Annotated in this window: 28 protein-coding genes; 16 read left to right on the plus strand and 12 right to left on the minus strand. The window is 65.0% G+C overall.

Going from position 1 to position 26,734, the window contains the following annotated elements:
* Window positions 1-41: 41 nt before the first annotated feature.
* Window positions 42-2,084 (minus strand): threonine--tRNA ligase, encoded by a 2,043-nt coding sequence (thrS, locus tag TSA1_RS16010; protein ID WP_174718918.1) that lies wholly within the window; start codon window positions 2,082-2,084, stop codon window positions 42-44.
* A 183-nt stretch (window positions 2,085-2,267) separates the two neighbouring features.
* Between thrS and TSA1_RS16015 the strand changes: the two genes are divergently transcribed.
* Together TSA1_RS16015 and TSA1_RS16020 are read left to right on the plus strand one after the other, a co-directional pair.
* Window positions 2,268-3,437, plus strand: coding sequence for an MFS transporter (locus TSA1_RS16015; RefSeq protein WP_100177207.1), 1,170 nt, complete (start codon window positions 2,268-2,270; stop codon window positions 3,435-3,437).
* Window positions 3,438-3,529: 92 nt separating this feature from the next.
* A complete protein-coding gene (locus tag TSA1_RS16020) occupies window positions 3,530-3,919 on the plus strand; it encodes a hypothetical protein (RefSeq protein WP_100177208.1) in 390 nt (129 codons plus the stop codon).
* Window positions 3,920-3,944: 25 nt separating this feature from the next.
* Here the strand turns inward: TSA1_RS16020 and TSA1_RS16025 are convergent, their stop codons facing one another.
* Together TSA1_RS16025 and TSA1_RS16030 are read right to left on the minus strand one after the other, a co-directional pair.
* Window positions 3,945-4,271 carry a GrlR family regulatory protein gene (locus TSA1_RS16025; protein WP_174718919.1) on the minus strand — a complete coding sequence of 109 codons (327 nt, stop codon included), beginning with the start codon at window positions 4,269-4,271 and terminating at the stop codon, window positions 3,945-3,947.
* Window positions 4,272-4,432: 161 nt separating this feature from the next.
* The gene (locus TSA1_RS16030) at window positions 4,433-5,767 is read right to left on the minus strand and encodes an alpha/beta hydrolase (RefSeq protein ID WP_100177209.1); all 1,335 of its coding nucleotides are present in this window, start codon (window positions 5,765-5,767) and stop codon (window positions 4,433-4,435) included.
* A gap of 319 nt (window positions 5,768-6,086) precedes the next feature.
* On the opposite strand from TSA1_RS16030, the gene TSA1_RS16035 reads away from it, so the two are divergent.
* Together TSA1_RS16035 and TSA1_RS16040 are read left to right on the plus strand one after the other, a co-directional pair.
* Window positions 6,087-7,454, plus strand: coding sequence for an APC family permease (locus tag TSA1_RS16035; RefSeq protein WP_100177210.1), 1,368 nt, complete (start codon window positions 6,087-6,089; stop codon window positions 7,452-7,454).
* Window positions 7,455-7,456: 2 nt separating this feature from the next.
* Window positions 7,457-8,668 (plus strand): hypothetical protein, encoded by a 1,212-nt coding sequence (locus TSA1_RS16040; protein WP_100177211.1) that lies wholly within the window; start codon window positions 7,457-7,459, stop codon window positions 8,666-8,668.
* Window positions 8,669-8,784: 116 nt separating this feature from the next.
* On the opposite strand, the gene TSA1_RS16045 is transcribed toward TSA1_RS16040, so the two are convergent.
* Window positions 8,785-9,342, minus strand: a complete 558-nt coding sequence (locus tag TSA1_RS16045; RefSeq protein WP_100177212.1) for a helix-turn-helix domain-containing protein — start codon at window positions 9,340-9,342, stop codon at window positions 8,785-8,787.
* A gap of 356 nt (window positions 9,343-9,698) precedes the next feature.
* Between TSA1_RS16045 and TSA1_RS16050 the strand changes: the two genes are divergently transcribed.
* The 3 genes from TSA1_RS16050 to TSA1_RS16060 are packed head-to-tail and all read left to right on the plus strand — an operon-like array spanning window position 9,699 to window position 12,542.
* On the plus strand, window positions 9,699-11,012 hold the full coding sequence (locus tag TSA1_RS16050; protein WP_100177213.1) for an MFS transporter: 1,314 nt from the start codon (window positions 9,699-9,701) through the stop codon (window positions 11,010-11,012).
* A gap of 55 nt (window positions 11,013-11,067) precedes the next feature.
* The gene (locus TSA1_RS16055) at window positions 11,068-11,589 is read left to right on the plus strand and encodes an MOSC domain-containing protein (RefSeq protein WP_100177214.1); all 522 of its coding nucleotides are present in this window, start codon (window positions 11,068-11,070) and stop codon (window positions 11,587-11,589) included.
* A complete protein-coding gene (locus TSA1_RS16060) occupies window positions 11,586-12,542 on the plus strand; it encodes a PDR/VanB family oxidoreductase (protein WP_100177215.1) in 957 nt (318 codons plus the stop codon). Before TSA1_RS16055 ends, TSA1_RS16060 begins: the two co-directional genes overlap by 4 nt.
* Before the next feature lie 9 nt (window positions 12,543-12,551).
* Here the strand turns inward: TSA1_RS16060 and TSA1_RS16065 are convergent, their stop codons facing one another.
* Together TSA1_RS16065 and yidD are read right to left on the minus strand one after the other, a co-directional pair.
* On the minus strand, window positions 12,552-12,761 hold the full coding sequence (locus TSA1_RS16065; protein ID WP_100177216.1) for a hypothetical protein: 210 nt from the start codon (window positions 12,759-12,761) through the stop codon (window positions 12,552-12,554).
* Window positions 12,762-12,851: 90 nt separating this feature from the next.
* Window positions 12,852-13,190 (minus strand): membrane protein insertion efficiency factor YidD, encoded by a 339-nt coding sequence (gene yidD, locus TSA1_RS16070; RefSeq protein ID WP_100177217.1) that lies wholly within the window; start codon window positions 13,188-13,190, stop codon window positions 12,852-12,854.
* Between the two features lie 240 nt (window positions 13,191-13,430).
* Here yidD and TSA1_RS16075 point away from each other — a divergent pair, with 240 nt between their 5' ends.
* Window positions 13,431-14,324 carry a COG3904 family protein gene (locus tag TSA1_RS16075; RefSeq protein ID WP_100177218.1) on the plus strand — a complete coding sequence of 298 codons (894 nt, stop codon included), beginning with the start codon at window positions 13,431-13,433 and terminating at the stop codon, window positions 14,322-14,324.
* An 83-nt stretch (window positions 14,325-14,407) separates the two neighbouring features.
* On the opposite strand, the gene TSA1_RS16080 is transcribed toward TSA1_RS16075, so the two are convergent.
* The gene (locus tag TSA1_RS16080) at window positions 14,408-14,875 is read right to left on the minus strand and encodes an iron-sulfur cluster assembly scaffold protein (RefSeq protein WP_100177219.1); all 468 of its coding nucleotides are present in this window, start codon (window positions 14,873-14,875) and stop codon (window positions 14,408-14,410) included.
* A gap of 249 nt (window positions 14,876-15,124) precedes the next feature.
* Between TSA1_RS16080 and folE the strand changes: the two genes are divergently transcribed.
* From folE to TSA1_RS16100, 4 genes are all read left to right on the plus strand, one after another.
* Window positions 15,125-15,802 (plus strand): GTP cyclohydrolase I FolE, encoded by a 678-nt coding sequence (folE, locus tag TSA1_RS16085; RefSeq protein ID WP_100177220.1) that lies wholly within the window; start codon window positions 15,125-15,127, stop codon window positions 15,800-15,802.
* A 28-nt stretch (window positions 15,803-15,830) separates the two neighbouring features.
* The gene (gene hisI, locus TSA1_RS16090) at window positions 15,831-16,253 is read left to right on the plus strand and encodes a phosphoribosyl-AMP cyclohydrolase (RefSeq protein WP_100177221.1); all 423 of its coding nucleotides are present in this window, start codon (window positions 15,831-15,833) and stop codon (window positions 16,251-16,253) included.
* Between the two features lie 175 nt (window positions 16,254-16,428).
* A complete protein-coding gene (locus TSA1_RS16095; protein WP_100177222.1) occupies window positions 16,429-17,496 on the plus strand; it encodes a transglycosylase in 1,068 nt (355 codons plus the stop codon).
* Between the two features lie 322 nt (window positions 17,497-17,818).
* Window positions 17,819-18,994 carry a DUF2336 domain-containing protein gene (locus tag TSA1_RS16100; protein ID WP_100177223.1) on the plus strand — a complete coding sequence of 392 codons (1,176 nt, stop codon included), beginning with the start codon at window positions 17,819-17,821 and terminating at the stop codon, window positions 18,992-18,994.
* 166 nt (window positions 18,995-19,160) lie between these two features.
* On the opposite strand, the gene TSA1_RS16105 is transcribed toward TSA1_RS16100, so the two are convergent.
* Both TSA1_RS16105 and TSA1_RS16110 read right to left on the minus strand, forming a co-directional pair.
* The gene (locus tag TSA1_RS16105) at window positions 19,161-19,739 is read right to left on the minus strand and encodes an Hpt domain-containing protein (protein WP_100177224.1); all 579 of its coding nucleotides are present in this window, start codon (window positions 19,737-19,739) and stop codon (window positions 19,161-19,163) included.
* A 29-nt stretch (window positions 19,740-19,768) separates the two neighbouring features.
* Window positions 19,769-20,314: a response regulator gene (locus TSA1_RS16110; RefSeq protein ID WP_011088265.1), complete on the minus strand. Its 546-nt coding sequence runs from the start codon at window positions 20,312-20,314 to the stop codon at window positions 19,769-19,771.
* A gap of 169 nt (window positions 20,315-20,483) precedes the next feature.
* On the opposite strand from TSA1_RS16110, the gene TSA1_RS16115 reads away from it, so the two are divergent.
* Genes TSA1_RS16115 through TSA1_RS16125 form a run of 3 tightly spaced genes read left to right on the plus strand, consistent with a single transcriptional unit; the run spans window position 20,484 to window position 21,941 of the window.
* Complete coding sequence (locus TSA1_RS16115) at window positions 20,484-21,047, plus strand: DUF2975 domain-containing protein (protein WP_100177225.1); 564 nt, start codon at window positions 20,484-20,486, stop codon at window positions 21,045-21,047.
* Between the two features lie 2 nt (window positions 21,048-21,049).
* Window positions 21,050-21,304 (plus strand): helix-turn-helix domain-containing protein, encoded by a 255-nt coding sequence (locus tag TSA1_RS16120; RefSeq protein WP_100177226.1) that lies wholly within the window; start codon window positions 21,050-21,052, stop codon window positions 21,302-21,304.
* Window positions 21,305-21,356: 52 nt separating this feature from the next.
* Entirely contained in the window at window positions 21,357-21,941 is a 585-nt protein-coding gene (locus TSA1_RS16125; protein ID WP_100177227.1) for a hypothetical protein, read from the plus strand.
* Here TSA1_RS16125 and TSA1_RS16130 read toward each other — a convergent pair.
* Window positions 21,935-22,714: an NAD kinase gene (locus TSA1_RS16130; RefSeq protein ID WP_100177228.1), complete on the minus strand. Its 780-nt coding sequence runs from the start codon at window positions 22,712-22,714 to the stop codon at window positions 21,935-21,937. The genes TSA1_RS16125 and TSA1_RS16130 overlap by 7 nt on opposite strands.
* A gap of 242 nt (window positions 22,715-22,956) precedes the next feature.
* On the opposite strand from TSA1_RS16130, the gene TSA1_RS16135 reads away from it, so the two are divergent.
* Entirely contained in the window at window positions 22,957-24,525 is a 1,569-nt protein-coding gene (locus tag TSA1_RS16135) for a S10 family peptidase (protein ID WP_100177229.1), read from the plus strand.
* Here TSA1_RS16135 and TSA1_RS16140 read toward each other — a convergent pair.
* Together TSA1_RS16140 and TSA1_RS16145 are read right to left on the minus strand one after the other, a co-directional pair.
* Window positions 24,515-25,900, minus strand: a complete 1,386-nt coding sequence (locus TSA1_RS16140; RefSeq protein ID WP_100177230.1) for a serine hydrolase domain-containing protein — start codon at window positions 25,898-25,900, stop codon at window positions 24,515-24,517. The genes TSA1_RS16135 and TSA1_RS16140 overlap by 11 nt on opposite strands.
* A 127-nt stretch (window positions 25,901-26,027) precedes the next feature.
* Window positions 26,028-26,570: a tetratricopeptide repeat protein gene (locus TSA1_RS16145; RefSeq protein WP_100177231.1), complete on the minus strand. Its 543-nt coding sequence runs from the start codon at window positions 26,568-26,570 to the stop codon at window positions 26,028-26,030.
* Window positions 26,571-26,734: the final 164 nt, after the last annotated feature.

Here is a 26,734-nt window from a genome sequence, read left to right on the forward strand (position 1 = left end):
CACGCCCGCAACCGGAAGCGAATTTAGATCGATTTCAGGGATCAGAGCGACCCGCGCATCCGCTTGACGTCGGGCGGCGTCGCCTCGTCGACCAGTGCGGCGATCGCCTCCTCGGTCGTCATCACCTTCTGGCCGTCGCTGCCGAGCCGGCGCACCGAGACCGAATGCGTTTCGGCCTCCTTTTTGCCGACCACGAGCAGGGCGGGGATCTTGGCCAGCGAGTGCTCGCGGACCTTGTAGTTGATCTTCTCGTTGCGCAAATCGATCTCGACCCGAAGCCCCGCGCGCCGCGCCTGCTCCAGCACCACCTTGGCGTATTCGTCGCCTTCCGAGGTGATGGTGGTGACTACCGCCTGCACCGGCGAGAGCCAGAGCGGGAAGTTGCCGGCATAGTGCTCGATCAGGATGCCGATATAGCGTTCCATCGAGCCGCAGATCGCGCGGTGCACCATCACAGGCGGTTTCTTGCCGCCGTCATGGTCGATGTAGAACGCGCCGAACCGCTCCGGCAGGTTGAAGTCGACCTGCGTGGTGCCGCACTGCCAGTCGCGGCCGATGGCGTCGCGCAGCACATATTCGAACTTCGGCCCGTAGAAGGCGCCTTCGCCCGGATTGATCTCGGTCTTGATGTGATTGCTCTGCGACTGGATCTCGCGCAGCACTGTGGCCATCACGCGCTCGGCGTGATCCCACATCTCGTCGGTGCCGACGCGTTTTTCCGGCCGCGTCGACAGCTTCACGGTGAGATCGCCGGTGAAGCCGAAATCGGCGTAGGTCGACAGGATCAGATCGTTGATCTTCAGGCATTCCTCGGCGAGCTGGTCCTCGGTGCAGAAGATGTGCGCGTCGTCCTGAGTGAAGCCGCGCACGCGCATCAACCCGTGCATGGCGCCCGACGGTTCATAGCGATGCACCACGCCGAATTCGGCGAGGCGCAAGGGCAGGTCGCGGTAGCTCTTCAGGCCGTGCTTGAAGATCTGCACGTGCCCCGGGCAGTTCATCGGCTTGAGCGCAAACCAGCGCTTGTCCTCGGCCTCGTCGCCGGCCGACTGCGCCGCAAACATGTTCTCGCGGTACCAGCCCCAATGGCCCGAGGTCTCCCACAAGACCTTGTCGAGGATCTGCGGCGCGTTGACCTCGCTGTAATCGCCGGTCAGGCGTCGGCGCATATAGGCGATCAGCTGCTGGAAGATGGTCCAGCCCTTGGGGTGCCAGAACACGACGCCCGGGCCTTCCTCCTGGAAATGGAAGAGGTCGAGTTCGCGCCCGAGCTTGCGATGGTCGCGCTTTTCCGCTTCCTCGATCTGCTTGAGATAAGCGTCGAGGTCCTCCTGCTTGGCGAAGGCGGTGCCGTAGATGCGCGTCAGCATCGGGTTGTTGCTGTCGCCGCGCCAATAGGCGCCAGCCACCTTCATCAGCTTGAAGGCGTTGCCCACCTTGCCGGTCGAGGTCATGTGCGGGCCGCGGCAGAGATCGAACCAGTCGCCCTGGTAGTAGATCTTGATCGGCTCGGTGCCGGGAATGGCGTCGACCAGCTCGACCTTGAAGGCCTCGCCCTTGTCGCGGAACACCTGCTTGGTTTTCTCGCGATCCCAGACTTCCTTGGTGAAAGGCTTGTCGCGCGCGATCAGCTCGCGCATTTTTTTCTCGATGGCCGCAAAGTCGTCGGGCGTGAACGGCTCGTTGCGGAAGAAGTCGTAGTAGAAGCCGTTCTCGATCACGGGGCCGATGGTGACCTGCGTGCCCGGCCACAGCGACTGGACGGCTTCGGCGAGCACGTGCGCGCAATCGTGGCGGATCAGCTCGAGCGCTTCCGGCTCGTCGCGGGTGACCAGCTTGATCTTGGCGTCGTCCTCGATGGGGTCGTTGAGATCGGCGAGCACGCCGTCGAGCGCCATCGCAACCGTGCGCTTTGCCAGCGAGGGCGAGATGCCCTTGGCGATGTCGAGGCCGGTGATGCCCTTGTCGTATTCGCGCCGGGCGCCGTCCGGGAAGGTGAGGGTGACTTTGGCTGCGGGGGTCACGGGCTTCAGATTGGAGAGGCTGTACTGGAAGCCGGACTCGGATTTGGGCTGGTCGGTCATTGCTTTTCTCCTGAGGCTCACTCCTGCGAACGAGCGCAGGTAAGCGGGAACGAGCGATATATCAGGCGATTCGGCCTGTGCAATCCGGCATTTCCAAGAAAATCGGCGCATAAAGCGGCGCGCGGACGAACAATTTCGGACCGGCCCTTTAACTGGCCGGACAACCGCTCTACATGCATTTGCATGGAAAATGCACGCGCCGGCCGTTTCGCGCCAACCGCCCTGATGCTTGGCAATCTCGTCACCGGCTGTTCGGTGCTGGCCCCGGCGGGCATGCTGCCGGAGCTGGCGAGCGGCCTCGATGTCAGCATTCATGCGGCCGGGCTGCTCATCACCTTCGGCGCGATCACGCTGTGCATCGGTTCGCCGCTGACGGCCTGGCTGACCGGCCGCATCGAGCGGCGGACGCTGCTCACGACGACCTTGGCGGTGCTTGCCTTGGGCAATCTCGCCTCGGCCTTTGCGCCCGATTACACCAGCCTGCTCGCCATCCGTCTCGTGATGCTCGCTGTCGGCGCGCTCTATACGCCGCAGGCCGCCGGCACGGCCGCGTTGATCGTGCCGGTCGAGCGGCGGGGCAGCACCATCGCCTATATCTTTCTCGGCTGGTCGCTGGCTGCCGCCGTCGGCCTGCCGTTGATCACCTTCATCGCCAGCCGCTATGGCTGGCGCGCGGCCTATGGTGAAATCGGCCTGTTGGGTTGCGTCAGCTTCCTGTTGCTGCTGCTGCGGCTGCCGGCGGGCCTGAAGGGCGCGCCGGTTGATTTGAAGACCTGGCGCGAGGTCGGCCGCAACACGACGATCCTGCTGCTGCTTGCGGTCACCATGCTGCAGATGTCGGGGCAGTTCGTGGTGTTCACCTTCATGGGCCCGCTGCTCAACAAGCTCACCGGCGCGGGCCCCGATGCGATCGGCACGGCGTTCGCGCTCTACGGCGTCTGCGGCTTCCTCGGCGTCGTCATCGCTACCCGTATCGTCGATAGCTGGGGCCCTTATCGCACCTCGCTGCTGTTCACCTGCCTGTTGCTGACCGGGATCGCCGGCTGGGCGCTCGGTGCGGGCACGCTTGGCTTCATGACGGCCGGGGTCGCGATCTGGGGCCTCGGATTCGCCTCGACCAATTCGATGCAGCAGGTGCGGCTGGTTGCGGCCGCGCCGCCACTTGCATCGGCGACCGTCGCGCTCAATACGTCGGTCCTCTACATCGGCCAGGCCGTCGGCTCCGCCATCGGCGGAGTGTTGTTCGCCCGCGAGCTCCTGCATACGCTCGGCTTCGTCGCCGTCGGCTTCGTCATGCTGGCGCTGATCCTGGTGGTCCTGACCCGTCCCCGCCGGGCTGCCGCCACGGCCTGACGAGGCGCGTTTTCGTGTGCGCAAGGCGCTTGGCAAACCGCGCGCGGGAGCGCTAGAAGGCCGGTCATGGGGACCAAAGAGAGTTGACTGAAATGAGGATGATTCTGGCGGTTGCCGCGGTGCTCTATTCAGCCTCCGCGTTCGCGCAAGCCGACAAGCCACCGATGGTGGGGGACAAGCCCTTGGTGCAGGTCAAGCCCAAGGGGACCAAGGCGGGGGCCAAGGAGGCCGCGGCCAAGCCGGCGGCAGCACCGAAGGGCAAGCCGCAATCGATCGCGGCCCGGCTTCAGGCCTGCCTCGAGCTTGATGACGGTACCAAGGACCGGCTCAATTGCTACGACGCCATCATTCCGCCAGCGCCAAAGCCGAAGCCGGCGAAGGCCAAGGGCTACGCCGATTGCAAATTCTTCAAGGAAGAAGACGAGCGGCTGGCCTGCTTCAACGGCTTTGCCGAGAGCATTCCGAAGCTGCCCAAGACCTGATTCTCGGAGCTAATTCCCGCCAAGCTCAGTCGCTGATCCGGCAGAGCACGGCCCGGAAGGCAACGCCCGGCGCCTGCAGCGCGTTGCCTTCGAATTCCGCGGTGTCGCCGTCCTCCCGGCCGGCGAGCGCCAGCGTGATGCGATCGAGGCCGAACAGCGCCTTGAAGGACGGGTCGTCATTGTAGCGCTGGGTCGAGATCTTGACCTTGATGCCGTCGCCTTCGCCCGTATACGTGCCGATGAAGGCGAAAGCGGAATTGCCCCCGCGCATCTTGCCATCCGTCACGTAGACGACGCCGCAGCCCGTTCCGTGAACGGTGTGGTAGTCGACCTTGTACAATCCCTGACGCAACTGCCTGTCCCCGCAGAATTCCAGCCGGCCGCAAAGTATGAGCCTTGCCAGCGGAAGCAATCCGGCGACCTCCGGGATTTCGGCCCATCAACATTACATTTTGATCAAAGCCTGAGGGAATTGCAGGCAGTGCAGCCAAATGCCGGCTCGCGCAATATCCGTCAGCGGCTCGACGCAGAAGGGTTGGTGGAGGCGACGCGCGTCAGCGCCAGCGAGGGCGTCGCCGCCATCTTCACCAGCACGTCCTTGAGCGGATCCCGCGTCCAGGCACGCGTGACATAGTCGCGATGGGTGATGCCCTCGGCGGTCTCGACGAACACCACGCTGCCGGGACGCAAAGGGCCGTCCATGTCCTCGGCGACGCCGATGCCCTTCTGCCGCAGCATGCTCATCAGCTCGCGGTCGCGCCGCGCCGTGCCGCGGGTGTAGGCGCTGACGAAGAAGCCGGAGCGGTGGCTTTCGATCCAGGACGCGAACTTGTCCATCTCGCCGTAGACGGCGTCGAGCAGCACGACGCCGCGGACGCGGTCGCTGATGCCGCCGACCTCCAGGCTCCAGGCCGTCGGCAGGAAGCCGCCGCTGTAGCCGACGATCACGATCGGCATGCTGGCGAAGGCGCGCGCGCTGTTGGGATCGCCGGTGGCGCGGGCAAGGTGCTCGGCCGATTCCGCCATGAAGCGCTTGAAGCCGCCCGGCTGCCAGAACTTGCCGGCGCTGGAATCGGCGGCATCGACTGCCATCTGCGGGGCGAGCAGCACGGCATTGGCGCCGGAATCGGTGATTTGTTTCGGCACCAGCTGGCGATCGCGCACGTCGCGTTCGAGCGTTGCGCCATTGCCGTGGAAGAACACCACGATCACGCCCGGCTTGCGGACGTCGAAATGCTCGGGCACGTGCATCAGCACGCGGTTGTCATTGTAGGTCTCGTCCTGCCAGAACACGCGCCCCGAATAGCTGCGATGTCCGCGACGGTCGCCCTTGCTGATGTTGAGGAAGGGCGCGTCGGAGGCGGGGTTGTTGCCGAAATAGGGAAAGGCCGACGACTTCATGCTGACGAGGGTCGTCAGGTCCTCGCGGGGAGGACGCTTGTAGGGGACCTGCGGCTCGAGCGATGCGACCTTATAGGGCGCCTGCTCCGGTGGCTGTTGCTGCACGGCGCGCTTGGGCGAGAAGTCCGACATCTGCCGTTGCAGGAAACTCTCGCTTGCCGAGGGGAAACGCTCCCTGAATTGCGGAGCGGGAAAGCGATCCTCGAACGTGTCGCCGCCTGCGACTTGCCGATTTGTCTTCGCAACGACCTGACTGCCCCCTTGGACGTTGGCCTGCGAGTTTGCCGCGAGGGCCGCCGGGTTCGGCGCCTTGCCGCATTGAACCAGGATCAGCGACAACGGCACAAAGGCTGAGATCAGGCCGACCCGGAGCGCACGACCGCGCCGACCGGACAGTGTCCGATCGGCACGACGATCAGCTCTCAGTTTCGGAACGGCCCCGACCATCCACCCATGACCCCAAAGTCACGTCCATCGGCAATCCAGACAATTGAGCCGACTGGCGTTTAGGCGACGTTAAGCTTCCGGACAAACTTCCCCACATCCGGAACGCTCAAAAGGACCATGCAATCGTGTCCTGATTGTGGGGAAGAGGAACGGGGCTTCCCGGGGTATCGGCAGGCTTTTCGCCTGATAGCGGGAATAAGCGGTGCTGAAATACCCGTCGGTGCTGCCTCATTTAACCCTTGTTAACCCTGCTTGAATTGACTGGGCCAAACTGCACGATGGGCCCGCGAGGCAAGACGCCTCGAGGTTAAGGACCCCAATGACGGCATCAGATGCGGGACCCGCACCCTGGACTGGCCGGCTGACCGGAGGCGGGACCGGGGTCTCGGTTCTGGTCGCAACCGCGATCGTCGTGGCCGACATGATCGGGGTTGGCGTCTTCACCAGCCTCGGCTTCCAGGTCAAGGACATCCCGTCCGGCTTCTCGATCCTGCTGCTGTGGACCGTGGGCGGCATCGTCGCGCTCTGCGGGGTGTTCGCCTATAGCGAGCTCGGGGCGATGTTTCCGCGCTCGAGCGGCGAGTACAATTTCCTGGGACGGGCCTATCACCCGGCTTTCGGTTTCCTCGCCGGCTGGGTGTCGGCGACGGTGGGCTTCGCCGCGCCGGTCGCGCTCGCTGCGATGGCGTTCGGCGAATACGCCAAATCGGTCGTGCCCGATCTGCCGCCGATCCCGCTCGCCATCGCCGTGGTGTGGCTGGTCTCGCTCGTGCAGCTGACCGGCGTCAGGCACTCCTCGACCTTCCAGCTGATCTCGACCATCATCAAGGTCCTGCTGATCGTCGCCTTCCTGGTTGCCGGCTTCGTCATCGCCGCTCCGCAACCGATCGCCTTCACGCCGCAGCCGGGCGATCTCGCTCACATCGTCAGCGCGCCCTTCGCGATCGGGCTCGTCTTCGTGATGTACTCGTTCTCGGGCTGGAATGCCGCGACCTACATCATCGGCGAGATGAACATGCCGCAGCGCGACCTGCCGCGCGCGCTGCTCGCGGGCACGCTGATCGTGCTCGTGCTGTACGTCGCGCTGAACGCGGTGTTTCTCCATTCGACGCCTGTCGGTGCGCTGGCCGGTCAGCTCGACGTCGCCAGCGTCGCCGGTGCCGCCATCTTCGGCAAGCTCGGCGGCCGGATCGTCGGCGCCATGATCTGTGTCGGGCTGATCTCCTCGATCTCTGCGATGATGTGGATCGGCCCGCGCGTGATGATGACGATGGGGGAGGACATTCCGGCTCTGCGCGTGTTCTCGCGCAAGTCGACGAGCGGCGCGCCCGCCTATGCCATCCTGTTTCAGCTCGCGGTCGCGACCCTGCTGCTGTTCACGCGCAGCTTCGAGGCGGTGCTCGACTTCATCCAGTTCGCGCTTCTGTTCTGCTCGTTCTTCACGGTCGCCGGCGTCATCAAGCTGCGCATCACCGATCCCGATCTGCCCAGGCCCTATCGCGCCTGGGGATACCCGTTCACGCCGCTGGTTTTCCTGCTCGTGACAGGGTTCATGATGTACTACCTGTTGACCGAGCGGCCGGTGCAGTCGCTCTCGGGGATGCTGGTCATGCTCTCCGGCCTGTTGATTTATGCTGTTTTCCGCAGGCGGCCGGTCGCCGCTGATACGTCACACATTCGCGAATAGACATGGTCCGAGCCTTCAGAATTGCGGCCGTCGCTCTTGCCCTGCTGGCTGCGGCCGTCTCGTCCGCACGCGCCGCCGAGGTCACCTTCGATGATACCGCGCGCTTCCTCGCGGGCATGCAGCCTTCGGCGGACTCGCCGCTGGTGCCGTTGACCCGGGACCCCAGCTGGCAGCATCACGCGAAATTCTTCGACGGCGCTTTTGCCCAGCTCGAGCAGCGGCAGCTCTCGAAGATCCGCACCTGGTCCGACGTCAATCTGGCCGCGCCCCGGCCAACCATGTTCTACATGTTCAGCGGCCCCGATTTCCTCTACGCCAACGCGTTCTACTCCAAGGCCAGCACCTACGTGCTCGGCGCACTGGAGCCGGTCGGCGCCGTGCCCGATTTGACGCGGCTGCCGCGCGGCTCGGTCGGTGCCGCGCTCTACAACGTCGAGCGTTCGCTCGGCTCGATCCTGAGCTTCTCGTTCTTCATCACCAAGCAGATGAAGGTGGATCTGCACGCCAATCAGGTCAACGGCACCTTGCCGATCCTCTATGTCTTCCTCGCCCGCTCGGGCAAGACGATCCGCAACGTCGAGATGGTCGCGCTCGACGACAAGGGCGGAATGCATGTCGGCGACGACAACCCGGGACGCAATGCGACGCGCGGCGTCCGCATCACCTTTGCTGGCCCCGACGGGGAAGCGCGCACGCTGTATTATTTCTCGACCGACCTTTCCAATGCCGGGGCGCGCAACACGGGATTCCTGAAATTCTGCGAGACGCTGGGGCCCGGCAACAGCCTGCTCAAGAGCGCATCCTATCTCCTGCACAAGAGCGACTTCGCGGTCGTCCGCGACTGGCTGCTGGCCAACAGCGCCACCATCATCCAGGACGATTCCGGCATTCCGCTTGCCAATTACAACGCGCGGCAATGGCGGTTCTTCCCGTTCGGCCGTTATCTCGGACCGATCGGTGAATTCCCCGGCCGTTACCAGGAACGCTACGCCGAACTGTTCACGCGCGCCCAGCCGATCGATTTCGGCGTCGGCTACCGCTGGCGGATGCATGAATCGAACTTGCTGCTGGCGGTGAGGGTGCCGGGAAGCGAGGCCGCGCCGGCTGCGGAGGCCACATCGTCGGCGGAGCCGGCGCCGAAGCCGCCGCGCCCGAAGCGGCCGCGTCCGCCCGAGTCGGTCCCGCCGCAGGGGCGCTTCTTCTGGTACCGCTAGAGCGTATTCGGTTCTGATTGAATCAGAACCGAAGCTCTAGATTGTTGTTTTGACGCGTTTTCTTCACGCGAACCGGTGTCCGCTTCGCTCGAAAACGCTGTAGGCGAAATCGGGCGTCAGGAATTCTGGGCCACGACGACCAGCACTTCGGCTTTCTGCCGGCCGAGGCTCCTGACTTCGTGCGGCGTCTCGCCTGAGAAATACAGGCAGTCGCCCTTGCCGAGTGTCAGCTCCTCGCCGTCGAGCTTGATCGAGATCCTGCCGTTGATGACGAACAGCAGCTCCTCGCCCGCATGCGAGGCGCGGGTCGCCGCCTTGTGCGGCGGGCTGAGCAGGAACGGCTCCATCATCTTGCGGGTGCGGCCCGTTGCCAGCGGCACGACGCCAAACGTGTCCTGGAACAGCGGCACGTTGCCGTCCTCGCGGCGGAACAGCGTATAGCGCGGCGCGGGCTCGGCGTTCGGGTCGAAGAAGTTCGCGACATTGACCTCGAGCGCGGCCGCCATCCGCAGCAGCGCGGCGAGCGAGGGGATCTTCAGGTTTCGCTCGACCAGCGAGATGTAGCCGCGCGTGAGATCGCTCTGCTTCGCAAGCTGGTCCAGCGTCAGGCCCTTGGCGATCCGCGCCTGGCGGATATTGGCCCCGACCGCTGTCGCTTTGCTGACGTCAAGCACGCGTGAGTCTCCCGAACTGCTGAGGCCTCTTTTGCAACAGATGCGGCTGAACTGCCAGCCCGGCAGGGCGCGCTGCTCTCTCGGCGTGTCGGCGCGTGTATTCCAAAGGAAAACAAGTGCGCAGAAATTTCGAGCAAAGCCGCAGATATTGTGAGCAGATGGGCTGGTATATCGCGGGATTCAGCTGAATTTTGATGCAAAAGACGCGCCCTGCCGCGATTGGCGGCATTTGCCCCGTTCCGTGGCGTTGATTTCTATTAGTAAACATGATCGATTTTTACCGTCGCGGCTGCCGATGGGCTCCGCGGACCGAACCAACTGCTTTTCCCAGGCGCCGGTACCTTTTGGAGAGATCGATGACCGTAGCAGACGACGTAGCCCTGAACGTAGCGCCGGACGAGGCGGCGAGCTTGCGGAGGATCGTGTGGTCGAGCGTGATCGGCACCGCGGTCGAGTGGTACGACTTCCTCATCTACGGCACGGCGACCGCGCTGGTGTTCAACAAGGTCTTTTTCGCCGCCGGCAATCCCACGCTCGCCACCATCGCGGCCTTCGGCACCTATGCCGTCGGATTTCTGGCGCGTCCCCTCGGCGCTGCGATCTTCGGTCATTACGGCGACCGGGTCGGCCGCAAGGCGATGCTCGCGATCACCATCATGGTGATGGGCATCGGCACCTTCCTGATCGGCCTGCTGCCGACCTACCAGCAGATCGGCATTGCCGCGCCGCTGCTGCTGATCGGCCTCCGCTTCCTCCAGGGCATCGGACTCGGCGGCGAATGGGGCGGGGCGGTGCTGATGGTGGTCGAGAACTGTCCGACACACCGCCGCGGCCTGCTCGGCAGCATGGTGCAGGTCGGCAATCCCATCGGCAATCTCGCCGCGATCGGCATGTTCGCGCTGGTGGCGAGCCTGCCGGAGAGCGATTTCATGACCTATGGCTGGCGCATCCCCTTCCTGGTCTCGATCCTGCTGGTCGGCGTCGGCCTCTATATCCGCCTCAACATGGAGGAGACCGCGGCCTTCCGTCAGGTCCAGGCCAAGAAGGACGTCGCGAAGATGCCTCTGGTCGAGATCTTCAGGCACCATCGCCGGCCGTTCTTCACCGCTGTCGGGCTCAAGATCTCCGAGATCGCCTATGCCAGCATCGGCGGCGTGTTCGTGATGTCCTATGCCACGGCCAATCTCGGCCTGTCGCGCACCGTGGTTCTGAACGGAGCCTTCGCTGCATCGCTGGTAGCGCTGCTCGCCATTCCCTTGTTCGGCTGGCTGTCGGATATCCTCGGCCGCAAGACGATGTTCTATGCGAGCTGCGCGTTCTCGGCGCTGTTTGCCTTCCCGCTGTTCTGGCTGCTCGACACTCGCGATCCCACCGTCGTCATCTGCACCATCGTGGTGGCGATCACCTTCGGCCAGATGGTGATGTTCGGCATCGGCGCGCCATGGTACTCCGAGCTGTTCTCCGCACGGCTGCGCTACAGCGGCGCCTCGCTCGGATTTCAGGTCGGCGCGGCCATCAGCGGCGGGTTGACGCCGCTGATCGCGGCGTCTCTGATGGCGTGGAGCGGCGGTGCCACCTGGCCGGTCTCGCTGCTACTGATCGCCTGCGCCGCCATCACCGCGACCGCGACCAATTTCGCGCCGGAGATGGCGAACAAGGAACTGACCTGATCCCGCGGCGCGCCGCCTCTGGCGGTGCGCCATCGTTCCTCAAGGGGAAATTGTCATGCTCGATACGATCAACACCGGCCCGGCGCAGGGCGCAGCGCAGCTCGGTTGGACCGGCGTGGTGCGCTTCCTTCACTTGACCCCGCGCGCGTTCCTGCCGATGCGTGCCGCGGATAAGATCAACCTCGTTGCCGGCCGGGGAATCGAAGGCGACCGCTACATGATCGGCAACGAGGAGGGATTTTACTCGCACAAGCCCGAAGAGGGCCGGCAGGTCACCCTGTTCGAGCTCGAGACGCTGGTCGCGCTCAAGCGCGACGCGGGCATCGTACTCGGCCCCGAGGAGCATCGGCGCAACGTCACGGTCGAAGGCGTGCCGCTGAATCATCTGGTCGGCCGCCGCTTCTGGCTTGGCGAGACCCTGCTGGAAGCGACGCGGCTGTCGGTGCCGTGCCGGCATATCGAGGAGATCACCGGCAAGGCGATCTTTGATCCCCTGATCAATCGCTCCGGCCTCAACTGCAAGATCCTGCAAGGTGGCGTCGTGAAGGTGGGCGATATCGTGCGGAATGCGGCATGAAGGCGCGCCCGATCACGACGGTCAAAACGGTCGTCACCGGCATCGAGGCGGCGGGAACAGGCATCAAGCTGTTGACGCTGGCCGATCCCGACCGCTGGGAGCTGCCGCCGTTCAAGCCGGGCGCGCATATCGACCTGCATCTGCCGAACGGGCTCGTGCGTACCTATTCGCTGTGCAACGAGCCCGCCGACAACACGCGCTATGTCATTGCGGTCAAGCGCGAGGCGGAGGGGCGCGGTGGTTCGCGTGCGCTTCATGACGAGGTTGGAATCGGCGACGTCATTGGCGTCTCGCTGCCGCGCGGCGGGCTCGAGCCCGATGCGCGCATCGGGCGCTACGTGTTCGTCGCTGGCGGCATCGGCGTGACGCCGTTCCTGTCCATGGCGCGGCATCTCGAACGAGCGGAGCAGGCCGAATTCACGCTGCATCTGATCGTACGCGAGGAGGTGCCGCTTGCCGCGCATCTCGGCGCGCTGATCGAACGGGGCCGTGTCGTGGTGCACCGGACGTCCCGGACCGGGCGTCCTGATCTCGCGACGCTTGTCGGGGAGGGCGGATCGGAGACGCTGGTTGGCTGCTGCGGCCCTGAAGGCATGACCGACGATTTCGAGCGGGTGACCGCCGCGTGGCCCGCGGCCAATGTTCATATCGAGCGCTTCGTCGCGCCGCCGCCGGTCATCGATCCCGACGCCAAGCCGTTCACGCTGTCGCTGGCGCGCTCGGGCACCGAGATCCAGGTCCGGGCCGGCCAGACCATGCTGGCCGCGTTGCAGGAAGGAGGCATCGACATCGCGACCTCCTGTTGCGGCGGCATCTGCGGCGCCTGCAAGGTCGGATGGCTCGAGGGCCAGCCGGTGCATCGCGACCGGATCCTGTCGCCGTATGAGCGCGAACGCTATCTCATGGTGTGCGTCGCCGGATCGGACACAGAACGGCTGGTGCTGGACCTGTAGGATTCGGTACTACCAGTGCACGCTCTGGCTTGGTTCGACGAACGCCGTCGTGCTCGGCGGCATCGCAAGGCTCGAAGCCAGATACCAGCCAGAACCCAGCACGAGCGTCAGCAAGGCGACGATCGCGATCAGGTCCATGGTGCGGGGGTCGTGGTGCCGCCTGGGGCCGGGGATGGGCCCAGGCTTGAGGTGCAGATGAGGGCTGATTTTCCAGCGCATTGTTTGTTTCCTCCCGAGGGGAGCACCAAACAACGCGGGAGGAACCTCTAAGGTTCCGCAGAGCTCGCCGAGACGCAGGACAGCTCAATCTCAGGATGCGTTGACGCCGCGCCAGCGGCCGTAGCGCCAAGGCAGATACCAGCGCGCGCCTTGCGGCGCGGCGAGCGGCACATTGTCGATACCCGACGTGCCGAAAGGATTGCAACGCAGCAGCCGTGCGAGCGTCATCCAGCCGCCGGCCCAGAGGCCGAAGCGTTCGATCGCCTCGTCACCATATACGGAGCAAGTTGGCAGATGCCGGCAATTGTAGCCAACCAGCGGCGACAGCGTGTGCCGGTAAAGCCAGATCAGCGCACGGCCGAGTCGGCGCGGGAGCCGAAGCGCCCCTTCGAGCGAACTGGAACAGTGCCCGCAGGCTGAATGCTTCATGTGCGCTGTGCCGTCAGGTTAAGCGATGAGGTGCCCGGTTCCGCCGCAAGGAACTGCCAGGGAACTGTAAGCTGTTGTTTGCGCGCCATATTTTGCATGCTTTTTGGGAGCAGTGCAGCAAGTACCTATGGACGATCTGTATTCCCCCGGATACCATTTTTGTGACGTCCATGTGTAGACTCGACAGACGTAAAACGGGGCTTGCCTGAATCGCCTCTGGGGCTTGGGGAAGGGACCAGTTTGAAAGTTCTGAAGTCGCTCAATCTTCGCGGCTGGTTGCTTGTGGGAACCGCCGTCTGTGGAGTCGTGCTGGCTGGCGCCGTCGCGACATTCGGCTCATCTGCCCGGGCCGGCGGCGCGCTGGAAGAGCGCAAGCTGCCGATGAAGTTCAGCTGGATTGCCTGCGAGCCGAATTGCCGCGGCTGGGTCAGCGCGGTCGGCATCATTACTGCCGACACGCCGAAGGATTTCGAAGAATTTTCTCGCGGCCGCCAGCTCGGCGGCGCCACCGTGGTGCTCGATTCCAGCGGCGGTTCCGTCAATGACGCGATCACGCTCGGCCGTCGCTTCCGCAATCTCGGCCTCCTGACCACGGTCGGCGTCAGCCTGCGCGGCGGTCAGTCGGCCCGTCCCGCCGTCGCGTCCGAGGCCTATTGCGAATCCATGTGCGTGTTCCTGCTGCTCGCCGGGAAGAAGCGCTACGTGCCGGAAGCGGCCCATGTCCGCGTCCACCAGATCTGGATGGGCGACCGCGCCGACGATGCCAAGGCGGCGAGCTACAGCGCGCAGGACCTCATGATCGTGGAGCGCGACATCGGCCGTCTCGCCAAATACACTTTCGATATGGGCGGCGCCGGTGACCTGCTGTCGCTCGCTCTCAGCGTTCCGCCCTGGGAAGATCTCCACGAGCTGGACGCCGGCGAGCTCAAGCTCACCAATCTCGTGACGACCGATCTCGTCGCCGACGTGCTGCCGCATGTGGACATCTCCGCGCCGGCGATGGCGGAGCTCGCGCCGAAGACGCAGGCGAGGTTCGGCGCGGAACCGGAGCAGCCGGCCAAGTCGACCAAGACGGCGGAAGCCCTGGTGCCGACCGGCGGCGTGGCCGCGCCGGCGGCTGCGACGCAGAAGTAAGCTCTCAAATCCTGGAAATCTCGCGCTGCAATCTCTGGATTCCGGGGTCGTCGCTTGCGACGTCCCGGAACGATCAAGAGAGGTCAGCCCTGCGCCGCGGCCGGCTGTTTGGTGCCGGACTTCGTCTTGGCTTCGATCTGGCCGATGGCATCGACCACGGCATCGAAGGTGAGAAGGGTGGAGGCGTGGCGGGCCTTGTAGTCGCGGACCGGCTCGAGGAATTTGATGTCCTCCCACTTGCCTTCAGGAGGCGCACCGTTCTCCTTCAGCATCTTGCGAACAGTTTCGCGTAACTCGCGGAGTTCGCTCGCAGTCGAACCGACAACCCGACTTGCCATGATGGATGAAGAGGCCTGGCCGAGCGCACAAGCCTTCACGTCATGGGCGAAGTCGGTGACGGTGTCGCCGGTCATCTTGAGATCGACCTTGACGGTCGAGCCGCACAGCTTGGAGTGGGCCGTGGCGGTGGCATCGGGGTCCGACAGCCGTCCGAGACGTGGAATATTGCCCGCCAGCTCGATGATCCGCTTGTTATAAATGTCGTTCAGCATGTGATGGAGTCCAGCACTTCCATGCCCACTTCCGCCCTTGATCGGCCTTGGCGGGCGCCGTCCAGGGACCTATATAGGGTCGGAACGGGCGGAAAAACAGTCCGGCGGTGCGGCGGTGATCCAGGTTCGCGCCGTCAACGTTATGATCGCAGGACCTTTCGCCAAAACTGTTCTGTTCAGGCGTCCGGCGGCTTGGCCGCCCCGTCTGCCGGTGACACTCCGGCCGTAAGGCCGTCGAACGGAGTCGATATGGACGCAACAATCAAGCCGATCCGCCCCAACAAGCAGCTCGAGAGCCGTCCGGCCGAGCTGGACCCCGCCGAATTCCTCGCGGCCGCCGTCCGCGCCGACCAGCCGCGCCCGGCGCGCGCCGAGGCGGAAGCGGCGGTCAAGACGCTGCTCGCCTATATCGGCGAGAATACCGAGCGTGAAGGCCTGCTCGACACGCCGCGCCGCGTGGTCGAGGCCTTCGACGAGCTCTATCAGGGTTATCACCAGTGCCCGGCCGAGGTGCTCGACCGCACGTTCGGCGAGACCGCCGGCTACGACGATTTCGTGCTGGTGCGCGACATCGAGTTCACCTCCCAGTGCGAGCACCACATGATGCCGTTCTACGGCAAGGCGCACATCGCCTATACGCCGGTGGAACGCGTCGTCGGCCTGTCCAAGCTCGCCCGCCTGACCGACATCTTCGCCCGCCGGCTCCAGACCCAGGAGCATCTGACGGCGCAGATCGCGGCGGCCATCGACGAGGTCCTCAAGCCCCGCGGTGTGGCCGTGCTGATCGAGGCCGAGCATACCTGCATGTCGGTGCGCGGCGTCGCCAAGCATGGCGCCTCCACCTTCACCAGCCGCTTCACCGGCATGTTCCGCGACAATCCGGCGGAGCAGGCCCGTTTCCTGTCCCTGGTGCGAGGCACGCGCTGACCTCGCGAATAGATCGGCGAGGTCGCCCATGTCTGCTCACTCCCACGAGATCGAGGAAGGCTTGTCCTTCCTGCCGCGCTTCGATGCGAACGGGCTCGTGACTGTCGTCGCGACCGACGTCGCCAGCGGCGACGTGCTCATGGTCGCGCACATGAATGACGAGGCGCTGCGCAAGACGATCGCGACCGGCGAGGCCTGGTACTTCAGCCGCTCGCGCAAGGCCTTGTGGCAAAAAGGTGAGACTTCAGGTCAAACCCAGCGCGTGGTCGAGATGCGCACCGATTGCGATCAGGACGCGGTCTGGATTCGTGTCGAGCAGATCGGAGCCGCCTGCCACACCGGGCGGCGCTCGTGCTTCTATCGCAAGGTCGAGGGTGAGGGCGGCGGGGCCAAGCTGGTCTTCACCGATGCCGAGCGACTGTTCGATCCGGACACGGTCTACAAGAGGTAGCTCGGTGTCATTCCGGGGCGCGCGAAGCGCGAGCCCGGAATCCATCGTGCGGCATAACGCGTAGTGGAATGGATTCCGGGTTCGCACCTGCGGTGCGCCCCGGAATGACCGATCGGGCCGAATTAACCCCGCATTAACTATACCTGTCCCACGGTGAGACGACAGGGCGTCCGAATTGCCGGCGCCACTCAACGCCGCGCGAGGCGGGCACGTCATCATGTCGGTCGACAATTCCAGTGCCACGCAGACGGCCGCTCTCGATCCGACGCGGGCACGCGTTGCCGGTGCGATCAAGCAGGCCTCGAACGTCACCGGCGTCAGCTTCCAGTACATGCTGACCACCGCCAAGATGGAATCGGATTTCGATCCGACGGCGGGAGCCTCCACCTCGTCGGCGCACGGGCTCTACCAGTTCATCGACCAGACCTGGCTCGGCACGGTGAAGGAGGCCGGGACCCAGCTCGGCTACGGCAACTATTCCGATGCCATCACCCGGACGTCGTCAGGCACCTACGCCGTCGACGATCCCGCGATGAAGCGCTCGATCATGAAGCTGCGCGACGATCCGGAAGCTGCATCCAGCATGGCCGCCGCGCTGACGCAGTCGAACAGCTTCAAGCTCACCGGTCTGCTCGGGCGCAGGCCGAGCGACAGCGAGCTCTACATGGCGCATTTCATGGGCGTCGGCGGCGCCGCAAAGCTGATCGCCAATGCCGAGGACAATCCGCAAGCGGTCGGCGCGCGGCTGTTTCCCAATGCCGCCTCTGCCAACCGCTCGATCTTCTACGCCAAGGACGGCCGCGCCCGCAGCGTCTCCGAGGTCTACTCCGTACTGGACGCGCGCTATGCCAGCGCGGCGAATTCGAAAGTGACGCGCAGCGCGATGGCGATGTATGGCGGCACGCCGTCGACCACGCAGGTCGCGAGCGCGAATGGCGTGCAGCCGACCGCACCTGTTGTCGACAACGCGGCTTATCTCCAGACTTTTCCCAACACCAACACCAACGCCGTGACGCCGGTCGGCGCGACGTCATCGACGACGGTCGCTGACAATACGCCGGTCGCGCCGGCCTTCCGCTCGATCTACCAGCCCGGCGATGCCACGCAGCCGGTCTCGACCACGGTGCAAAAATTGTGGGGCAACAACGCCTCGCTCACCTCGGTGGCCTCGGCCACGCCCGACGTGCGTCCGCCGCAGCCGCTCGATCTCTTCAGCGACCGCAGCGGCACGTTCAGCAGCTGATATCGTAGGCGCACAACGACGGGGTATGTGCGAGAGTATCTCTTCCTCTCGTGTCCCGGGCGCGCTGCAGCGTGAAACGCTGCTGCGTTGAGCCGGGACCCATGCGTCGCCGGCTTCCACTCTCAAATTATGGGCTCTGCAACACATCACTTCGTGCTGCGCTGCGTCCGGGGCACGCGAGCGGAGGCGACTTTGTTCCCTTAACAAATCATCAACAAAACCAGCCAGTTATGGTGAACGCTTTGTTAAGCGTCGTGGTTTATTTTGTGTTGTAGGTGACGAGCCGTCACCATTTTCGTTTGTTGTGTAAGCCGGAAGCAGCATGATTGTTCGGCAGTTCATCAATTGGATCAGGACCGCGCCCGCCGGCGAGCGGGCGGAGGCGACCCGGGCGTTGGCCCGGGCCTGGCTGATCTCGGATCTCTCCCATGACGACCGCATCGCCGCCGAGGGTGCGCTGCTGATGCTGCTCGACGATCCCTCGCCGCTGGTGCGGCAGGCGATGGCCGAGGCCTTTGCGCGCAGCGCGGAGGCGCCGGCGTCGATCGTGCGGGCGCTGTCGGCGGACCAGCCGACGGTGGCACTGCCCGTGCTCGAACATTCTCCCTTGCTGATCGACGCCGACCTCGTCGACATCGTCGCCACCGGCAATGACGACGTGCAATGCGCGGTTGCCCGCCGCATCGCGCTGCCGGTGTCGGTCTGCGCCGCCATCGCCGAAGTCGGCTGTGCAGCGGCCGCGCTGGAGCTGATCGAAAATCCCCATGCCGAGCTGGCGCCGTTCTCCTGGAATCGCATCGTCGAGCGCCACGGCCACCTGGCCGCGATCCGCGAGGCGATGCTGGTGCTGGATGATCTGCCGTCCGCAACCCGCGCCGCGCTGGTGGCAAAGCTCTCCGAGACGCTGGCGCAATTCGTCGTGGCGCGGAACTGGCTGAGCGCCGATCGCGCCGACCGCATCACGGTCGAGGCGCGTGACCGCTCCACCATCAACATCGCGGCGCGCTCGCGCGGCGAGGACATGCAGGGCCTGGTGCATCACCTCCGCGTCACGGGCCAGCTGACCGCCGGCCTGATCCTGCGCGCGCTGCTGTCGAGCAATCTCGATCTGTTCGACGCGGCGCTGGCCGAACTTGCCGATCTGCCGCTGGCGCGCGTCACCGCGCTGCTGCACGACCGCGGCGGCAACAGCCTGCACGCGCTGCTGCGTCGGGCCGGGCTGCCCGAGGCGACGTTCGCCGCGTTCCAGGTCGCGCTCGATGCCTGCCACGAGCAGGGCTTTGTCGACAGCGACGACGGCGCGGTGCGGCTGCGCCGGCGCATGGTCGAGCGCGTGCTCACCCATTGCGAGACCGACCGCGGCGCCACCGAGCCGCTGATGGTCCTGCTGCGCCGCTTCGCCACGGAATCGGCGCGGGAAGAGGCAAGGCTGTTCTGCGACGAGCTGGTCGCGGACGAGACGATCGATCCTGCGTACGAGGATCTGATCGCGGCGTAGCGAGATGCCGTGGGGCAGGCAAGGGCGCCAAGCGCCGTGCCCACGATTTCTCAGTGATAACGGGGTAAGAAGACGTGGGTACGCTACGATTCTGATCGTGGAGATAGAGCCGGGCCTTTCAACATCGTCGCGAGTTTTTCGCAATGACGAGCGGAGAGAGCGGGGCTTACTCCGCCGGCGCGATGCTCGGCGCCAGGATCACCTCGAGATGCTCGGGGCGGTCGCGGTTGACCTGGGTCAGATAGTCGTCGGCGACCTTGCGCAGGCGGCGGCTGAGCTCAGCGGAGACGCTGATGCTGTCGAGCTTGGTGTTCTCGTGCACGATGGCGAGGATGGCGTTGATGTGGTGCGTGAACAGCTCGGCCGGGACCTTTTCCAGATCAGGCGCGTGCTCGATGACGCGGCACAGGCTCTCGGCGATTCCCGCCGCGGCCGGATAGCCGAATGTCGCGGCGTCGCCCTTGATGTCGTGGGCGGCGTGAAACAGCTCGTTGCGCCGTTCCCTGGTGAAGCCGTCATTGCGGATGGCGACATAGGCGGCCGACAGGCGGTTGACCTCGATCGTCATCCAGTCCTTGAACTCGCCGGAGAGGCCCGCGAGAGCCTGCTCGGCGCGGCCGACTGGATCGTCCAAGTCCTTCTCGTCGACGCGGCGCAGCACCTTGCGTAGCGGGTTGGGTTGCGTGATGATCTGGTGCGTGGCGAAGGCCTTGACCTCGATGTCCTTTGCGCTGTTCTTCGCCATGATGCCTGCCTCGTCTGAAGACGCCTGCGCTAGATGGTGGAGCGGGCCTTGTCGAGCAGCGAGGGCTGCTGCAGCACCTCGTGCTTTTCGCCGACGCGGCGCTCGGGGCCCATATAGGCGGAGTTGGTGTTGCGGCGCCGGTCCGGACCGAAATAGGTCTTGGTCTTGATGAAGGGCCGGGGATTGGCGACGACGTTGAGGATGCGCTGATAGAGTCCCTTGGCCGAGATCGGCTTGGCCAGGAATTCGGTGACGCCGGCATCGCGCGCCACCGTGACGCGGCGCTTCTCGGAATGACCTGTCAGCATGATGATCGGCGCGTAAGGATTGCCCTTGGATTCCGGCTGCCGGATCATCTGCGCGAGCTCGAGCCCGTCGAAGATCGGCATCGCCCAGTCGGTGATGACGATATCAGGCACGTAATGGCTGTACATTTCCAGCGCCGTGGCGCCGTCCTCGGCTTCATAGACCTCGCGCGCGCCGAACGAATGCAGCAGCGTGCGCAGGATGCGGCGCATGTGCGGATTGTCGTCGCAGACGAGGAAGCGCAGCTTGTTGAAGTCGATACGGAACATGACGCCTGGGCCAGAGCGGTCAACCTTCGTTAACCATATCGTGGCGGGGGTTAACGAAGGGTTGCTGCTGCATTTGGAGACGCCCTCAGGGGGGAATGGCGGAATATCGTAATTCTGCCATTTTTTATCGTAAAACAATAAAATATGTCATTGCACAGGAGCTAGTCCGATGAGCGTGATCGCGTTTCCTTACTCCACACCGGTCGAGCCGCGGTTGCGGCGCATCGGACGGATCGTGGCCATCGGCGCGATTCTCTGCGTCGCGGGAGCGGTGCTTGCGGTCCCGCTGCTCTGGTCGAGCGACGAGGTGTTGCGGCACTGGATCGCGACACAGTCCCCGCTGGGTGCGCGGCCCTTCACGCTCCATGCCGGCACGCGCCTCATTGGCGCGCTGATCAGCCTGATTGGCCTTGCACCTGTCCTCTACGCCTTGTGGCAGCTCTCGATGCTGTTCTCCCGGTTTGCGCGCGGCGAGGTCTTCGTGACCGAAAATGCCTGGCGTATCCGCCGCATGGGTCTGGCGCTGATCGTCAATGCGTTGATGTCGCCGCTGGTGCAGATGCTCACCACGATCAATCTGACGCGGGCGAACGAACCAGGCCAGATCGTGGTCATGTTCGGCATCGAGCAGTCGCAGGTGCTGTCGGTGCTGAGTGGCCTCGCGCTCGTCGCCTTCGCCACCGTGATGGCCGATGCCGTCCGCCTCTGGCACGAGAACAGCGAGATCATCTGACCATGCCGATCATCGTCAATCTCGACGTCATGCTCGCCCGGCGCAAGATCAGGTCGCGCGAGCTCGCCGCGCGCATCGAGCTCACGGAGGCCAACGTCTCCCTGCTGAAGTCGGGCAAGGTGCGGGGCATCCGCTTCGACACGCTGGAGCGGATCTGCGCCGTGCTCGACTGCCAGCCCGGCGATATCCTCGAATACGTCCCCGACAGTGCCGACGACGCGCAGGGCGCGCGCGCGGCCGGCCGCAAGTCGGCCTAGCCAAACCCGTTCAGCTCAAGCCCCTTTCAACTCTGGACTGGAGACGTCTGCGATGAACCGCCTCGTGCGCGTTCTTGTGAGCGCAGCTGCGCTCGCGCTTGCCGGTTGCAGCTCGGTGCCGCTGACATCGATCCCGCGGCTCGCCCGCATCGATGCCAAGACCACGGATCTGTCGATGCTGCGCGTCGCCGTGCAACTGCCTGAGGTGCTGCGGCCGCGTTCGGGCGGCGTCAAGCTCGACGTCGTCACAAAGCTGGCGGGCGAGGCGGAGGCCAAGACGAGTTTTGCCATGGTGGAGATGAGCGAGGCGCGAGATCGCGCCGGCCTGCCTGCGCCGCCGCAGGGCTCGGCAACCTACGCCTATCGCTTGTCTCCGGGAGATGCGGCGCGCTTCGAGGCACTGCGCGCCGCCATGGTCGAGCAGGGGAAGCAAGGCAAGCGCGGGTCGATGGGGCTCGGCGTGGCGGCGAAGGAATTTTGTCGGGCGAACGCGGCGCCGCAGGCCTCGCTGCCCGTCGCGATCTATCTGATGACTTCGGAGACGAAGAGCTTCGTCCCCGTCGTCAGGGATTTCGACATGCTCTCCGATCCCGCTTTGGCCGGCGGCCTGGACTCGATTCAGCCTTGCGCTCAGTAGCCGAACTGCTCGCGCAGAATACGCTCTTCCAGGCTATGCCCGGGGTCGAACATCATCCGCATCGAGATGGTCTTGTCTGACAAGACCTCGACGCGGCGGACGTCGCGCACCTCGTCATGGTCGGCGACCGCCGCCACGGGGCGCTTGTCGCCCTCCAGCACCTCGATCACGACATAGGCCGTGTTTGGCAGCAGCGCGCCGCGCCAGCGGCGCGGGCGGAAGGCGCTGATCGGGGTCAGCGCCAGGAGAGCGGCGTTGATCGGCAGGATCGGTCCCTGCGCCGACAAATTGTAGGCGGTCGAGCCGGCCGGGGTTGCCACCATGATCCCGTCGGCGATCAGCTCCGGCATGCGCTCGCGCTCGTCGATCATGATCCGCAGGCGCGCCGCCTGGTAGGTCTGCCGGAACAGGGCGACCTCGTTGATGGCGTGGTGCAGATGGACGCGGTCGTTGACGTCGGTCGCGCGCATCAGGAGCGGATTGATCTCGGATTCATGCGCCGCCTCGAGCCGCGCGCGCAGATCGTGCGTCGAGTATTCGTTCATCAGGAAGCCGACGGTGCCGCGATGCATGCCGTAGATCGGCTTTCCCGTGCGCATGTTCTGGTGCAGCGTCTGGAGCATCAGCCCGTCGCCGCCGAGCGCGACCACGATGTCGGCCTCCTCAAGGGCGCAATTGCCATAGTCCCTGGTGAGCTGGGCATAGGCGGCCTGCGCCTCGCTGCTCGGGCTGGCAACGAAGGCGATGCGGTCGTATCGCTGGGGCTTGGTCATGGTTTGTCGGGCAGGGCCGCTGGCTGGAGAAAGTTCCGCCGGGTTCGTCTATACGAGGTGGGCCTCTATTGTCGAGGATGACCGCCTCTCAAGGCAAACGGGCGATTGTCGTTCCGGAGAACAAAACGGGTTGATTTGAGCCAGCCGAGGCCGCGCCATCGACCAATGATCCCGCAAACCGTCGCAATTCCTCGCTAGCTTTGGTGTGCATCGGCTATGACAGCCGGGCAGGGAGACCAATCATGCTCACGATCTTGCCGACGTTGCGACGAACCGGGCTCGTGCTGGCCATCTCCACGGTCGCGCTCGCAAGCGTCGCGCGCGCGGACGATCCGCAGCAGCCGCGCGCCGAGGCGGCCTCGCCGGCGGGACAGAAGGGTGGGCGCGCCGGCAACGCGCAAAGCGCGCCGCAGGCTTCGCCGTCGGCGGCCGAGCTGCATCGTCTTCCGCCTGACACGACCACGCAGCAGACGCTGGATCTGCCCGGCCGTACCCTCAACTTCGCCGCGACCGCCGGCTCCATCCGCGTGTTCGATGGCAAGGGTGAGCCGCTCGCCGACATCGCCTATACGTCCTATCAGCTCGACGGCGCCGACCGCGCCACGCGCCCGGTCACGTTCCTGTTCAACGGCGGGCCCGGCGCGTCCTCGGCGTGGCTCCAGTTCGGCGCGGCCGGCCCGTGGCGGCTGCCGCTCGATGGCGAGGGGTTGTCGCCGTCGGCCTCGCCCGAGGTGAAGCCGAACGCGGAGACCTGGCTCGACTTCACCGATCTCGTCTTCATCGATCCCGTCAGCACGGGCTACAGCCGCTTCGTCGCAAGCGGCGAGGACGCGCGAAAATCGTTCTATTCCGTCGACGGTGATGCCAACACCATCGCGCTGGTAATCCGCCGCTGGCTCGAGAAGCACGACCGCCTGATCTCGCCGAAATACGTCGCAGGCGAGAGCTATGGCGGCATTCGCGGGCCGAAGGTCGTGCGCCAGTTGCAGATCCAGCATGGCGTCGGCATCAAGGGCCTGATCCTGGTGTCGCCGCTATTGGACTTCCGCGAATTCACTGGCACCAGCCTCCTGCAATATGTCGCGACGCTGCCGAGCTATGTGGCCGTCGCGCGCGCGGCCAAAGGACCGGTCAAGCGCGCCGATCTTGCCGACGTCGAGGCTTACGCGCGCGGCGAGTTTCTGGCCGACCTCGTCAAGGGCGAGGCGGACAAGGAGGCCACCAATCGTCTGGCCGACAAGGTCGCCGCGCTCACCGGTATCGACCAGGCGGTGAGCCGCAGGCTCGCCGGCCGCTTCGACGTCGGTGAATTCCGCCGCGAGCTCGACCGCAAGAACGGCAAGGTGACGGGACGCTACGATGCTTCGGTGCGGGGCTTCGATCCCTATCCGGATTCCAGCAGCTCGCGGTTCGGCGATCCCTCAGGCGATGCGCTCCAGGCGCCGCTGACGAGCGCCGCGGTCGACGTGCTCTCGCGCAAGCTCAACTGGCGGCCGGACGGCTCCTATGAAGTGCTCAACGGCGCCGTGGAAGGTCACTGGGATTTCGGCCGCGGCATCAACCCGCCGCAATCGGTGTCCGAGCTGCGCCAGATCCTCGCCACCGATGCCAAGCTGAACGTGCTGGTCGCGCACGGCCTGTTCGACCTCGCGACGCCCTATTTCGGAACGAAGCGGGTGCTCGACCAGATGCCGGCCTTCGCGACGCAGCGGGTGAAGTTCGTGGTCTATCCCGGCGGCCACATGTTCTATTCCCAAGGCGGCTCGCGCCAGGCGTTTCGCAGCGAGGTCGAGGCCCTGATCAGGGAGTAGGGCGGCGCTTGCGTGGCGGATAGCGGCGCGCGATCTCCTTCGCAACGACGCCTTCTGGCTTGAGGTTGGCCCCCGCGATCCAGATGTCGCTGACCTTGCCGCGCTTGTCGCGGATACGGCGCACGGGTTCGCCATGGCTGGAATAGCCGGCGGCCCAGGCGAGCTTGCCGGTGTCGCGGCTGGTGACCTCGATCTCGGCGGCATCCATGAACGGATTGATGAATTGTGGGTTGGCGACCAGCACGCGGTTGCCTGCGGGGACGAGATCGGTCGCGCCCCAGATCGTCCACCAGCGGCCGGTCCAGTCGCGCAGGCGGCGGTCGGGTGCGCCGCGTGTCTTGAAGGTGCGCAGGATCTGCATCGCGCCGTCCATCCAGAACGGCGCCCCGCCGTCGATGGAGTTGCTGATGATGCTGATCGTGAGCTCGCACGCCGGGATCGAGCAGGTCCGGGAGATGTAGCCCTGGAAGTGTCCGCCGTGACCGAACCAGTCCCAGCCGTCGGTCTTGCCGACGTTGATGCCGAGGCCGTAATAGGCCTCGAAGCTCTGTGGGATGCGCCAGTGATGCCGTGTCATCTCGCGGCGGCTCGCCACTGACAGCACGCTCCTTCTGGCGTTGGGGGCGAGCTGGGCGAAGAAGCGGGCGGTGTCGCCGGCGGTGGCGGCGAAGCCGGTGGCGGACGCCATCGCCTGCGTGGGATTGTCGCCGGGGATCACGCAACGAACGCCGAGCGGCAGCCGTCGTGTGTGGCCGCGCGCGAACCGCGCGCCCTTGGGAAGCGGCGCGTCCGGCGTGATCTCGCGAAGTCCCGCAGCCTCGACGATCTCGCGCTTGATCCAGGCAGAGTAGGTCTGCTTCGTAATGGCCTTGATCACGAGGCCGAGCAGGCCAAAGCCGTGATTGGAATATTTGAAGCGGGTGCCGGGCTCGATCGCGGTCGGCAGCTTCAGCTCCGCGAGCAGCTCTTTCGCGTCGAGATAGGGACGGCGATCGATGAACTGGCCGGAATCGGCGCCGTCGCGCGTCAGCCCGGCGCTGTGCGACAGCACCTGAGCGATGGTGGTCTCGGCGACGCGCGGATGGAGGCCGCCGACATATCGGCCGACTGCATCGTCGAGGCGGAGCTTGCGCTGCTCGCGCAGCTTCATGATGCCGGCCGCGGTAAAGCTCTTCGAGTGCGAGGCGATGCGACAGAGATGGCGCGGTGTGAGCTTTTCGCCGGTGTCGAGATTGGCAAGACCGAATGCGTGCTCGGCGACGATTTCGCCGCGATGAGCGAAGGCGACGATGACGCCTGGCTGCTGGATTGTCGTTAGTTGAAATTCGATCCAAGAGCCGATGTAGTCGATCGCGGATCGCAGCCACTTGTCCATTGCGCACCAATTCGCGGGGGAAATATCTGGTGCGGAAAGCTAGCCGACAAAGCGGAACGGGCACAACCCCAGAGGTTGTGCCCGTTCGCGTCGTTCCCCGTTCGCGTCGTTCGAAGATGCGATGCCTTCAGTAGACGAGCGTCGCGCCGGTCGGTTTGTCGAGCGCCGCGGCGAGCGAGCGATATTCGGAGCTGTCGGTGCCGGCGAGCGAGGCGATCTTGCCGAGGTGGTACTGCGCCTGTTCGCGGTTGCCCTGCTCGAGCTGCCACAGGCCGTAATACTGCCAGGTGCGGACGTGGTTCGGATCGTCCTTCAGCGCCAGCTCGTAATAGACCTTCGACGACTGGTAGTCGCCGAGCTTGCGATAGGAGTAGCCGATCAGGTTGGCGACGTCGGCGACGTCGTCGCGCTTGAGGGACTTCAGCTGGCCGATCGCGCCGGTGTAGTCGTGGTTGTCGTAGATCGTGGTGTAGGCGGTGCGATAGGCCGCGAGGAATTTCGGATCGTTGACGGAAGAGCTCTTCTTCTTGCCCTTCTTGGACGAGGAGTCCGACTTTGGCGGCGAAGAGGGCTCGTCACTGCCGGCGGCATAGGCGCTGGACAGCACCGGTGTGGCCGCCAGCGACATGGCGACGAGTCCCGGCACGACAAGCATTGAGAGTTTGCGCATCTAAGTTCTCCCGTATGGAACGTGGCGATCCTACACGATTGCCCGAAGACCGGAACACCCGTCCGGCAAAAACATTCCCGCATCGCACGATCCCCCGGCGCAGATGACAAACTTGTCATCGAGATGAACGGAAGCCTGCAATCGGCTTCAGATCGGGTTCAGAG

The sequence above is a fragment of the Bradyrhizobium nitroreducens genome, assembly GCF_002776695.1.
In the GTDB taxonomy this organism is placed as follows: Bacteria; Pseudomonadota; Alphaproteobacteria; order Rhizobiales; family Xanthobacteraceae; genus Bradyrhizobium; species Bradyrhizobium nitroreducens.